Genomic DNA, 12,263 nt, shown 5'->3' with positions numbered 1-12,263 from the left:
GTTCGGGCAATTAATGCTGCGGCGGCCAGGGCCTTAGGGTTTCGCTTTGGATCCACGCCTTGGGCCATTCAGCGGGCTCGTGCTGCCAATCGCGAATGTTCATGGCATCGAGTACCTTCTGCGGTGCGACGGTGCCTTGGCGACTGGTGACGCCGGTGCGCAGCAAGACCGAGGAAACCGGCGCGCCTTTGACCCACATCGACTGCTTGATGTAGATCCACCGGTCGTCGAAGCCGGCGACACGGCTGCGAATGGTGACGCGATCGAACACGCGGATCCGCTTGCGGTACTGAATGGTGCTGCCTGCCACCACCAAGCCCCAGCGCTGTTGTTTGAGAACCTTAGCCAGACCGGAGCGGATGGCCAGATCGAAGCGACCGAGATCGTACAGAGTGAGGATCCGGCCATTGTTCATCTCAAGGAAGAGATCGAGATCCCATGGGCGACAGATAAATGGGGTGGCGCAGGTGGCATCAACCGGCAAGGGCTTGGCGCACAGTCCGCGCACTGAGGAGGTTAACAGGCGAAGGAGGGGATACATAACGGCGAAACGGGCCTTGTCCAAAGGAGAATGTGCGGCGGATGATCTTAAAGTGAACGGGTGAATTTGCAAGTGACGCTCCGCTATTTTGGGTCTCATCTCAGCGGGCCTACAGAGTGGATGGAACGACTCGGGTGAGACGATCTCATGGGTGCGATAGGTCTCATCAATCGTAGGATTGACGGTGTTGCCAAGCGGGCGGTGGCGACGGGGGCATTGGTTGACTTTGTGAGCAAGGGTTCATAGTCTGCAGGGTTCGAGAACAAGGTGGTATGTCATGCAGATAGCGTACGATTTAAAGCCGAGCTCTGAGCGGCGCACAGAACAATTCAAACCAAAAGACGATGTAGGATTTGGCACGCTGCGTACCGATCACATGTTCTTGATGGATTACCGCGATGGACAGTGGTGTGAGCCGCGGATCGTCCCCTATGGCCCGTTCCAGATCGCACCAGGGGCCGTTGCCCTGCATTATGGTCAGTCGGTGTTTGAGGGCGCCAAGGCGTTTTTGCACGACGATGGGGAGATCTACACCTTCCGAATCGATAAGAATGCCCAGCGGTTGAATCGCTCTGCCGACACCCTGTGTATTCCGGCGATCGATGAGGCGATCCAGATCGAGGCGATCCATGCCCTGATCGACACCGATCGTCTCTGGTTTCCGATGCAGCAGGGGGCGTGCCTGTATATTCGGCCGTTTATCTTTGCCACTCAGGATCGCTTGTCGGTCAGCCCCAGTGAGACCTATACGTTTTGCGTGATGCTCAGTCCAAGTGGCCCCTACTACAGTGACGGCTTTGATGCGCCGATCCGCTTGCTGATCACCGAGCGTTTCCATCGTGCAGTTGCCGGGGGGACTGGGGCATCTAAGGCGGCGGGGAATTACGCCGCATCGCTGCAGGCGGGCAAAGCCGCGGCGGAGTACGGTGCGGCCCAAGTGCTCTATCTGGATGCCACTAATACCCAGATCGAGGAGGTGGGTGCGATGAATCACTTCCATATCCTCAAGGACGGCACGGTGATCATTCCGCGCTTCACCGATACCATCCTCAAGTCCATTACCTCGGAGTCCTTCCTAGAGCTGGGTGAACGGCTGGGCTGTGAGGTGCGCCAGGAGACGGTCAAGCTGGATCAGTTTATTGCCGATGTCGAGTCTGGCGAGATCATCGAAGCGGGTGGTTTCGGCACCGCGGCTGTGGTGTCGCCGGTGGGTTCATACATCTTTGAGGACAACCGGGTGCTGACGGTCGGCGATGGTCAGGTGGGCCCCCATACCCGCAAGCTGTACCAGACGCTGACCGAGATCCAAAAAGGCGCGGTCGCTGGGCCTGAGGGTTGGATGCGTCAAGTATCGCGCCGTAACGACTGACTATCCCCGGTAGAATAAACGAGGGCCGCATGCTTTGGTATGCGGCCCTTTTTGTTTGTCATGCTTGGAGGTGAGCTCGGCTGGGGGAGCGTGCGGTGTGGTCTTGGCGATGGGCGCGGCCTTGGTAGACCTTAGCCGAAGCACAGCGCTTTGATGTCGTGGGCGTGCAGGGGCGGCCGACGCTAGCAGCACCTTCCTCAAGCTATCGGTTGCGAAACTGATTGAAGTCGATGATGTTGTTGGCGCATGGCCTGTCGTTGCCTGTGCTCTCTTCTTGGCCCAAACCGACGGCTTCAAGGACCTTGTCGAGGTTGCGACTGTAGTTAGGGCGGTCGTGGATGTTCAGATGTAACTCCAGCGCGACCAACCCCTCCCGCTCCAACTCCAACAGTTGCTGCAATTGCTCCGGTGCGGTGCGGGTCATCTTGGCGATATCGATCACCACATCCGGACCACGGGGGTAATTTGACATGCTACATCCTTGTTGAGGTCATTTTAACTCGCCGGTTGGCCACATTCTGACACAGGCTGTTTGCTCTTTTCTAGCATCTGTAGTGGTGTATTCACCTAAAAAACTGTGAGTTTTATCTTACTTTTTGCTGGTCAATCGGCCACTTTGACGGCAGATTTAGGGGGGCCTTGGCGGCTTGGGTATCGTCGTCGAACGATAATCCCAGCGTCATCAAGATGCGGCACAGTATTCGGCAACGTCGGTTGAGCGCGCCATGTTTGGGGGGAATAATGAAGATGAAATTGTATGTGTATGAGGACTGCGCGCTTTGCTTGCGGTTGCGGATGTTGATCGGGTTAAAGCAGCTTGCTTGCGAAGTGATCATGGTGGCACCGGGACAATGGCCACCGTCACTGTGTCAGACGTTGCCCACGCTGAAGGCGCCACGGCTGATGCTGTCAGCTGAGACCGGCGAGCGGTGGATCGAACCGAGCGCGGAGATCATCGCGCAATTGGCGGAGGCAACAGACACCCCGCAACTGATGGAGTCTGGAGAAGATGACAGTGATGCAGCCAGTCGAATGGTGGCCTTATGGTGTGAATCCAATGGCGCCTTACTGGACAAGTTGTGTTTGCCTCGGTTGGCCGAACGGCCGTTGAAGGCATGGCAAACCCCAGCGGGGCGGGCGGAATGGATTGAGCGCAGCGAAGGGCGAATGGGGCTGACCTTGTCCCAAGCGAAGGCGCTTACCCCTCGCTGGCTTGATGCGTTGATCCCGCAATTGGTGCCGTTGGAAGACTGGCTAAAGATCGATGCCTTGCTGGCCGAGACACGCGAGGTCAATGCGGCGGATCTGCACGCCTATGCCGCGCTGCGCGATCTGATCTTAGTCTCTGAGCTGGCGTTGTCCGAGCGGCTGTTGGCCTATCTGGACGCGCTGGCCCGGCGCAGTGGAGTGCCGCTCTGGTCGCAGCATGAGGCTGCGTCGACCAAACGCAGTGAGCTGGCTTTGGTCGATGCATGAGTCGGGCGAGTCAGCTGTGTTGATGCCTTGATGCCTTGATGCCTTGATACCTTGCTTAGCCTTGGCTTGGTGCGTTTGAGCGCCGGCAGCGCAGCGTGCAGATCGACCCAGCCAGCGCCTCGTTTGGGTTGAAGCTCTGGCTGAGGTGGTGTGGGTTACTCGGTCAGCGCCAGCGAATCCAGCATGCCTTCGCCGCTGTGCACGCCGCCTTCCGAAGCGGTGGCGGGCTTGCTGCGGATCAGGTAGCCGGCGTAGCCGGACTCATTGGGTTCGGCGTCGGTCATCGGCTGGCCATTAAAATGCACGGTGAACAGGCCAATTTCGCTGATCAGGTTATCCACCACCTTGGCATGGCCATCGCGAATGGCTAGGGCCGGGCGTTCGCGCTCGTGCGGATGCAGACGTTGCATCAGCGCCCAGGCGTCCTGCTCTGCGGCCGATATCGACTGCAGCTTGGGCAGAATGTCGTCGCCGAAGATGCAGTGACCGCCGCCTTCGCCCTGGTTTTTCAGCACCCACTGGCTGGCATCGCCGTGCGCGGCAAACCAGTCGATGGTGTCGGCGTCGACCGGCTTCATCTCGGCCAATACCTGTTTGACCTGTTCGGCTTCAACCAGGCTCAGTCCCCAACGACCCAGCTCGGCTGCGCTCATCTGCGTCACTAACATCTGGATGGTTTTGCTGGTGGCCAGTTGCTGGCTGACGGTGGCGTTGACCGCGACTTTGTGTTGCTCGATCTGCACCCGGGTGCTGGTCAGGGCTTCGCAGCAGGCCTGCTCGACGATGTCGGTAGAGCAGTAGTCTTCGTACTGATAGCCGGCTCGCAGGTAGACGGCGTCGATGCTGCCGATCCCCTCAACCCGCAGGCGCTGATCGGCGCCGGTTTCAATCTTGCTGTGCAGCTGACGGAAGCTGCGGCGCACGGTGCGCACGCCGCGTTCTTGCAGTGCCAGCTCGAGCAGACGCTGATCGTACACGTTGTCCTCATTGTCCTGCACGATCATCAGAAACACCGGCGAGCCGGACTCGCCGGACGCAAAGCGGATCTCATGCGCCGCCTTGGCGACGCCCTCGGCCAGCTGTTCCAGCGCCTGATTGCCGGCCAATGCTGAGTCGCCGGCGGTTTCGGCCCACTGTTGGTAGGCGTCCGGCCACTGGTTTTTGAGGTAGCGATGCAGCTGATGAACGCGCTGGCCAAAGGGCCCCATGCCGGCGGCGATCCCGTTAAATTCGATCACCTTCGGGCCCTGCTCGCGATCGTCCATGTAATCGGTGCGCATCATCAGCAGCGGCTGACGCACTGCGGCTTTGGGCTGAGCGCTGGTGCCGTGGATCTGTTGATGCAGGCGCAGCAGGTGGCCAAAGAAGGGATCGGCCTGGCCCATGGGTTTCAGCGCTTGCTGCAGGAAGGCGTGATCCTCACTGATCCGATCGATCAGCCGGGCGATCAGCGGCGTGACCTGTTTGAGCTGGGTAAACATGCCTTGGCTGATGCTCACCGGGGCTAGGCTGAAGGCGCAGTGACGGGCGCTGCCCGGACCGGTCTTCATCGCCATGCCGTGCATCATGGCCCATTCATTGGCACTGTCGATCAGATCCTGGGTTTTAGGATCGGTGGATGATTTCATTGTGTCTTACCTCAAAAACGTCAGGCGCAGTGTGATGGTGATAAAGACGTGCTCCCGTGCAGAAAGACGCACGGGAGCGTGCGATCACTCGGCGCTCGTCACACAGTCCGTGCCGTGGCAATGCTGGGTGAGCTCTTCTTCGACCTGCTGGGCCAGATAAAGCTCACGGTAGTGGCCCGCTTGCTCGACCAATTCGGCGTGGGTGCCGCGCTGAACGATGCGGCCCTGATCCATCACCAAAATTTGATCCGCATCGACAATGGTCGACAGGCGGTGGGCGATGGCCAGGGTGGTTCGGCCTTGACGCAGATTGGCCAGAGCGCGCTTGATCTGCTCTTCGGTTTCACTGTCGATGTTGGCGGTGGCCTCATCCAGCAGCAGCACACCGGGGGCGTGGGCCAGGGTACGGGCGAAGGCCAGCAACTGACGCTCCCCCATCGAGAGAGATTGCCCGGCATTGCCCGGCCGATGGGCAAAGCCACCGGGCAGGCGATGGATAAAGCGCTGTGCCTGACCCTGCTGGGCGGCTTGTTGCACCGCCGCTTCGCTGAGATCGTCCCGGCCCAAACGGATGTTGTCGTCGATGCTGCCGCTGAAGATCACCGGCTCTTGTTGCACCAGGCCGAAGCGCTGGCGTAAGTCGGCATCGTTGAACTGCGACAGCGGCTGGCCGTCGATCCGCACTTCGCCTTGCTGGTGCTCATAAAAGCGCATCAACAGGTTAATCAGCGAGCTCTTGCCGCTGCCACTGTGGCCGACGATGGCGGTCATCTTGCCCGCCGGGGCGGTAAAACTGATCTCATTGAGTGCCTGATGCTGGCCGTCGTAAGACAGGCTGACGTTATCGAACACGATCTCACTGGCTGGGCTGTGCCGTTCGGATTGAGTGCCCGGCCGCAGCGGGATTGATGCGTCCGCGTGGGGATCGGCGGCTTCATCCAGCAGCTCAAACACCCGATCGGCGGCGACGGTGCTGATCTGTAGTTTGCTCAGCTCCATCGACAGCTGACGGAAGGGATCGAAAAAGCGCTCCAGATAGATCATAAAGGCGTACAGGCTGCCGATCTCGACCGCGCCGACGTCGGCGGTGAGGCCGCTTTGTTGGCCAAACCAGGCCACCACCACCACGCTGGCCAGCAGCGCGATCAGGCGGGTATAGGGCGCCAGCAGCAGGCTGTTGAGGCCGATGGTGCGGCGCGAAACCTGGCTCCAGGCCTGGTTGGTCTGCTCGAACTCAGCCCGGCTGTGGGCCTGTTGGTTGAACGCCTGGATGATGCGCATGCCCTGCAGCGATTCGCTGATCTGGGTGTTGATCTCGCTGATCCGCTCACGGGCGCCATTAAACAGTGGGGCCGACAGTTTGCGGTACAGCTGCATTGCCCCGAGCAAGATGGGGATCAGCACCAAGCTGAGCAGCATCAAGCGCCAGTCCAGCAAGGAGATGGCGATGAAGATGGCGACGATCCGCAGCGAGCCCTGAATGATGGTGGGCAGCACGGAGACAAACAGATCGCGCAGCGACTCGGTGTCGTTGCTTACTCGCGAGACCAACCGGCCAACCGGTTGGCTGTCGAACACCCGCATCGGCAGCTTGAGCAGATGGGCGAACAGATCCCGCCGCAGGGCATTGACCACCGACAGCGCGCCGTGCTGGAAATTGAGCACCTGTAGGTACTGCAGCAGGCCCGCCACGACGTACATTGCGAACATGATCCCGCCCAGTTTGAGCAGCTCAGACCAGGCGAAGTTGCCCGGCAAGATCACCTCATCGAGGATCACCTTAACCAGCCAGGGGATACTCATCTCGGCGGCGGTCGCGAACACCATCAGCAGCAGCGCCAGGGCAAAGCGCGACGAATGGGGCTTGGCGTAATCGAGCAGGCGGCGGGTGCTGCTGCGCTTGGGTTGTTGGGCTGCGTTCATTGCGTCGCCTCCTTGTCGCCGGCCAGGCGGTTTTGTTGGGTGAAGATCTTGCGGTACCAGCCGCCTTGGAGCGCACTGTGGGCCATCAGCTCGGCATGGCTGCCTTGCTCGACCACCTGGCCTTCGTCCAGCACCCAGATCTGATCGGCCTCGGCCAGGGCCGGCAGACGCTGGGTGATCAGTATGACGGTCTTGTCCGAGTGGCGATGGAAGTGCTCGCGCAGATGGTCAAGGATCTTGGCCTCGGTCTTCATGTCCAGGGCACTGAAGGCGTCATCCAGCAGAAGAATGTAGGCACCGTTGTCACGAGAATGCTCCCCGCCTGGCTCGCCGACCAGGCAGCTGAGCAGGGCGCGGGCCAGGTTGAGCCGCTGTTTCTGACCGCCGGAGACGTTAATGCCGTTCTCGCCCAAGACGGTTTGATAACCTTGCTCGAAGGCGACGATCTCGTCGTGGATCCCCGCAAGCTCAGCCGCCTGCTCGATCTGCGCCTGCGTAGCGTGGGGACGGGCAAAGCTTATGTTGGCGGCGATGGTGCCGGAGAACAGCTGCGACTGCTGCGGCACCCAGGCGATGCGCTGGCGCAATGAGGCCAGCGTGTACTGACTGACGGATTGGCCACCGAGAGTGATGTCGGCCCCGTTCGGCACCGCATTGCCCGGCAGCGGATAGTGGCGCTGCAGCAGGTTCATCAGGGTACTCTTGCCGCCCCCGGTGGGACCGGTAATGCCGATAAACTGACCCTGTTGCACCCGCAGATCGATGTCGCGTAACACGGTTTGCGGCGCCGCCGTGGACTGCACACTGTCCGTCTCGTTGTCGGTTCCCTTCGCTGCCGCCGGGTAGTGGAAGGCGGGCAGGTGGAAGTGGATCTCGCCAAAGGCACCGGCGGCGAGGGTGTGCTCACCGTCGTTGATCTCTGGCTGCTGGCGCAAGATGTTCTGCAGTCGCTCCCAGGAGGCGGCGCCGCGCTGGAAGATATTAAACTGCCAGCCAAACTGCAGCAGTGGCCCAAGCAGCTGAGCCAGGTAGAGGGTAAAGCTGGTGAGCAGGCCGACGGTGATCTCGCCCAGGCTGATCATATAGGCGCCATAGAGCAGGGCGAGCACGAAGGAGAAACCGTACAACACCTGAATGGTGGGCCAGAACAGGCCATCGATGCGGGCCACCGACATGTTGGCACTGAAGGTGTCGTCGATCTGCTCGTTAAAGCGTTGCTGCTGACGCGCGCCAATGCCGTGGGCGCGCACGGCACGGATACTGGAGACGGTCTCCCGCACCTCCTCGGTCAGGCCGGAAAAACGGCCCTGTGCCGTGGCGAAGCGGCTGTGCAGCGCACCGCCGTACATATGGGTAAACCACACCAGCAGTGGGTAGGGCAGCAGAGCCACCAGGCTGAGCTCGCCGCTGACCACAAACACCATGCCAAACAGCACGGTGAAGCCGGCCACAAGCGAGTCCACCATCACCATGATCCCGCCGCCAGCGGCTTGTTCGACCGCTTTGAGATCGTTGGTGGCGTGGGCCATCAGATCGCCGCTGCTGTGGCGGTGATAAAACGCCGGGCTTTGGCGGGTGAAGTGGGCAAACAGATCGCTGCGCAACTGCGCTGAGATCTTAATGGCAGAGCCGTACAGCAAGGTTTGCCAGCCGTAGCGCAGGCCGTACATGGCAAACGCGGCGGCGACAATGGCGCCCAGATGTTGGGCCAGCTGAGTGCCGGTCAGGGTGTTTTCGCTGATGGCATCGACGATGCGGCCGATCAACCAGGGCGGCAGCAGGTTCAAGGCTGCGACCACCTGCAACAGCACAAAGGCTAGCAGGTAGCGTCCGGCGTAGGGCCGGATGTAGTGGCGTAGGTTCCAAAGCAGTCCCATTTAACTGGCCTCCTGCAAAGATGGTGTTGGATCGGCTTCAGGGCAGCCCGGCGTCAGCAAGGCTTGGGCGGCGATCGCCTCATCAAAGCTGGGCTGTGGTTGCGCTTCCTGCTCGGCTTGCTGCGCCAGGGTGCGTGGCGCCAGCTCGGCCAGTTCGGCCATGCGGACTTGCGCCTGTGGCGCGGCGGCCTGCTTGGCAAATCGCTGGGTATGCTGGCGCGACTGCGCCGTCATCCACTGACGATAGGAGCTGCCTTGCTGGTTTAGTTGCGCCAGGATCTGCGCCGATGGCGTCAGCTGGGGATCCATCAATTTTGCCATCTGCTCGGTCAGGGCCAGTTGATAGTGCAGCGGTTGGGCGTTGCCCTGAGGCTGCTCGTCCAGCAGCACGGCCAGCTGCGCCATCTCGTCGATCAATTCTAGACCTAAGGCTTCCAGGGTGAGTTCGGCGGGGGCCTCCGGCTTGGCGACATCGTGCTTGGCTTGGTCAAAGATGGGCAGCGTCAGGCCGGGCTGGCGGCCGCGATGGATCACCCGCTTGAGGCGCTGATCGATGATCTGCTGCTCCGCCGGGCTGATCGCCGGGCTCGGCAGCAGCGCCATGGTGATCAAAAACAGATCGAGGAAGTGGCTCTGGGGCTCATCCAGGCCCAGTGGCAATAGCGGGTTGATGTCCAGGCTGCGCAGCTCGATGTACTCCACCCCTTGATGGCACAGGGCGTACAGTGGGCGCAGGCCCTGGCTGACGCGCTTGGGCCGGATGTTGCTGTACAGCTCGTTCTCCAGCTGTAGCACATGGCTGTTGATCTGTTGCTGACGGCCCAGATGACGGTAGGCATCGCTGGGGCGCAGCAGCGCTTGGCTCAGATCATTGAGATAGGTTTCGCGGCTGTCGTAGCGGATATTGAGTTGCGATTGGGTTTCGCTGGTGTAGCCCAGATCGCTCAGGCGCAGCGAGGTGGCCCAGCGCTGCGACAAGGTGTCGGGCAGATGAAGATCAAAGCCATACTGCGCCAAGGTTTGCTCAGGCACGTCCTGCACCAAAGTGCGATCCAGCGCCGGGCTGGCGCCAAACAGATAGGGGATCAGCCAGCCGTGGCGCTGCACATTGCGAATGAGCGCAAAGTAGCCCGCCGAGATGTAATCGGTCATCGCCAGCTCGCTGCCGTCCAGGGCATGCAGTTGCTGCCAGAACTCGGTCGGCAGAGAGAAGTTGTAGTGAATGCCACTGATGGTTTGCATCGCACTGCCGTAGCGATTGGAGAGGCCACGGCGGTACAGCGTCTTCATCCGTCCGGCGTTGGAGTTGCCATATTGCGCCAGCGGTATCTCGGCTTGCGGCGGCAGGGCGGCAGGCATGCTGGCGCCCCACAGCAGCTCATCCTTGCCGATGGCCGCGGCGGTGAAGCGATGCAGATCCGCCAGGAAGTCCAGCGCCTGTTTCGGCTCGGTCAACGCCGGGGTGACAAACTCCAGCTGAGACTCGGCGAAATCCGTGGTGATGTGCGGATGGGTGAGGGCCGAGCCCAGCGCTTGCGGATGCGGGGTTTGTGCCAATTGACCGTTGGGCTGGATGCGCAGGGCTTCCTTCTCGATGCCACGGCGGGTGCCGGCAAACGGGGTGTTCATCGCGCGCAGTTGCAGCAGGCGCTGTTCAAACGGGATGGGGTTCGTGCTCATCCTTTGTCTCTCTATCTCGGTTGCCATGGTGGCGGTGGCTGGCAATCAGTTGACCAAATCAACCATTTGATTGATTTGGTCAACTAATCGCGAATAAAAATGGAGTGCAGCCCAAATGGGTGATCGGCACCCTTCATCGGGTTGTCGGTTGGGCTTAGATCGCTTTGACCAGTGCGCTTAGAACCTTTTTGACGTCACACGCGTCGATCCCTTCTACCCGCGCCAATAGCTGGCTCATACGCTCACTCTGGAACTGGTTGACCGCGTTCAGACACTGCTGGCCGCAGGGACTGATCTTCAGCAGGCGAATGCGCGCATCTTCGTCGCAGATCGTACGTTCGATGATCTCGCGTTTGATCATCCGGTTGACCAACCGGGTAGCGCCACTTTTGCTGATATTGAGCGTCTCGCCAATGGCTTGCACCGGGCAGCAGGGGTTGCGCTCGATGTAACGCAGGGCTTTGAATTCCAGCAGGGAGAACTCATTGCAGCTGTCGCCCTGACAGCAGTTGTTGTTGAAATAGAACGCCAGATCCATCAGATCCTGGTGGATGTTGTGCAGATCTTTCGGCATCGACAGGTCCTCGGTCAGTTTGATCTGGCGGTCATTAGAACGGAAATGGTTTACCTGGTCAACTAAATCCGTGAGGCAGCGCAGCGGCGATATCAGTGTCCGTTGCGGGACTGATATCGCCTGAAGGCGAATGGCAGAGTGGCACTGGCGATGAGCAGGGCCGCGCCCAGGATGGCGAGTGCATCCGGCCGCTCCCCGAATAGGACGTAGCCCAGTGCCATGGCGTACAGCATCTGTGCGTATTCGACGTTGGCGATGACGTTGGCTTCGCCCTTTTGGTACGCAGTGACGCCGATCCATTGGCCGGCGGAGGAGAGGAGCCCCACCAGAAATAGCAGGGCCAGCTCGACGGGCGAGGGCCATTGCCAGCGGCTCAAGGCGGGGAGCAGCGCAATGACGCCGACCCACACCGCTTGATAACTGAGGATGGCGATGCGGGGCTGGCTTTGCGCCATCTTGCGCACACAGATCACGGCGACGGCTGCCGCAAGATCCGCGCCTAAGCCAATGAAGGTATAGAGCCAGGAGGCTTGCTCGAAGCCGGGACGGACCATCATCATCACCCCGGCAAAGCCCACCAGCAGGGTAAACTGGCGCACTGCGCCGACCGGCTCGGACAGAAACAGCCGGGCGATCAGGGCGACAAACAGCACCTTGGTAAAGCCCAGCGCCGTGGCATCGGCCAGCGGCAGGTGGCTCACGGTGACAATGCCCAAGTAGAGCGCGAAGAAAGCACCGGTAATGCGGATCAGATGCAAGGTTCTTTGTGTGGGTCGGCGCAGTGTCTCCCAGCCGCGGTAGATGGCCGGGAGCAGGACGGCGATAAACACCAGTTGGCGAAACAGCAGAGTTTGAAACGGATCGATGGTGTCGCTGAGCAGCCGCACCAGGGCGCCGACCACCACAAACAGCGCGGTGGAGAGCAGTGCCAGCAGGATACCTTGCTGCCGTGCGGGGAGGCGTGCATCAAGCTGATGACGCACGCTCGTGTGCAGAGCGGCGAAGCCGTGCAGTTTTAACGGGGTGGAGCTGGGCATGACAAACCTCGGATGGGAAGACAGGGCGCATTCTCAAGGTGTCACCGGTAGACGGGTCAAGCGGGTCAGTGTACAGGCGCCCCCGTGTACATGATCCTTGCACGATCTCGACGATACAGGCGGAAACTGCGGCTGCCGTGGTGAGGTGTTTGGCTTGA

At 60.6% G+C, this 12,263-nt stretch carries 10 protein-coding genes; 2 read left to right on the top strand and 8 right to left on the bottom strand.

Annotated elements, in window-relative coordinates:
* Positions 1 to 10 precede the first annotated feature (10 nt).
* Complete coding sequence (locus tag ABEA08_RS17845) at positions 11 to 541, bottom strand: acyl-CoA thioesterase (protein WP_345336743.1); 531 nt, start codon at positions 539 to 541, stop codon at positions 11 to 13.
* A gap of 277 nt (positions 542 to 818) precedes the next feature.
* Between ABEA08_RS17845 and ABEA08_RS17840 the strand changes: the two genes are divergently transcribed.
* Entirely contained in the window at positions 819 to 1,910 is a 1,092-nt protein-coding gene (locus ABEA08_RS17840; protein ID WP_345336742.1) for a branched-chain amino acid aminotransferase, read from the top strand.
* Positions 1,911 to 2,112: 202 nt separating this feature from the next.
* Here the strand turns inward: ABEA08_RS17840 and ABEA08_RS17835 are convergent, their stop codons facing one another.
* Positions 2,113 to 2,382 carry a hypothetical protein gene (locus ABEA08_RS17835; RefSeq protein ID WP_345336741.1) on the bottom strand — a complete coding sequence of 90 codons (270 nt, stop codon included), beginning with the start codon at positions 2,380 to 2,382 and terminating at the stop codon, positions 2,113 to 2,115.
* Positions 2,383 to 2,651: 269 nt separating this feature from the next.
* Between ABEA08_RS17835 and ABEA08_RS17830 the strand changes: the two genes are divergently transcribed.
* On the top strand, positions 2,652 to 3,386 hold the full coding sequence (locus ABEA08_RS17830) for a glutathione S-transferase N-terminal domain-containing protein (protein ID WP_345336740.1): 735 nt from the start codon (positions 2,652 to 2,654) through the stop codon (positions 3,384 to 3,386).
* A gap of 155 nt (positions 3,387 to 3,541) precedes the next feature.
* Here ABEA08_RS17830 and ABEA08_RS17825 read toward each other — a convergent pair whose 3' ends face one another.
* The 6 genes from ABEA08_RS17825 to ABEA08_RS17800 all read right to left on the bottom strand — a co-directional run bounded on the left by ABEA08_RS17825 (position 3,542) and on the right by ABEA08_RS17800 (position 12,105).
* Positions 3,542 to 5,014, bottom strand: coding sequence for a glutathione synthase (locus tag ABEA08_RS17825; RefSeq protein WP_345336739.1), 1,473 nt, complete (start codon positions 5,012 to 5,014; stop codon positions 3,542 to 3,544).
* 84 nt (positions 5,015 to 5,098) lie between these two features.
* On the bottom strand, positions 5,099 to 6,937 hold the full coding sequence (locus ABEA08_RS17820) for an ABC transporter ATP-binding protein (protein WP_345336738.1): 1,839 nt from the start codon (positions 6,935 to 6,937) through the stop codon (positions 5,099 to 5,101).
* Positions 6,934 to 8,814 carry an ABC transporter ATP-binding protein gene (locus tag ABEA08_RS17815; RefSeq protein ID WP_345336737.1) on the bottom strand — a complete coding sequence of 627 codons (1,881 nt, stop codon included), beginning with the start codon at positions 8,812 to 8,814 and terminating at the stop codon, positions 6,934 to 6,936. The genes ABEA08_RS17820 and ABEA08_RS17815 overlap by 4 nt, the downstream gene beginning before the upstream one ends.
* Positions 8,815 to 10,494, bottom strand: a complete 1,680-nt coding sequence (gene gshA, locus ABEA08_RS17810; RefSeq protein ID WP_345336736.1) for a glutamate--cysteine ligase — start codon at positions 10,492 to 10,494, stop codon at positions 8,815 to 8,817.
* Positions 10,495 to 10,648: 154 nt separating this feature from the next.
* Entirely contained in the window at positions 10,649 to 11,068 is a 420-nt protein-coding gene (locus ABEA08_RS17805; protein WP_345336735.1) for a MarR family winged helix-turn-helix transcriptional regulator, read from the bottom strand.
* Between the two features lie 92 nt (positions 11,069 to 11,160).
* Positions 11,161 to 12,105 (bottom strand): DMT family transporter, encoded by a 945-nt coding sequence (locus ABEA08_RS17800; RefSeq protein ID WP_345336734.1) that lies wholly within the window; start codon positions 12,103 to 12,105, stop codon positions 11,161 to 11,163.
* Positions 12,106 to 12,263 lie beyond the last annotated feature (158 nt).

Source organism: Ferrimonas pelagia, assembly GCF_039543565.1.
GTDB classification, from domain to species: domain Bacteria; phylum Pseudomonadota; class Gammaproteobacteria; order Enterobacterales; family Shewanellaceae; genus Ferrimonas; species Ferrimonas pelagia.
This window is presented reverse-complemented; position numbering and strand designations above follow the sequence as displayed.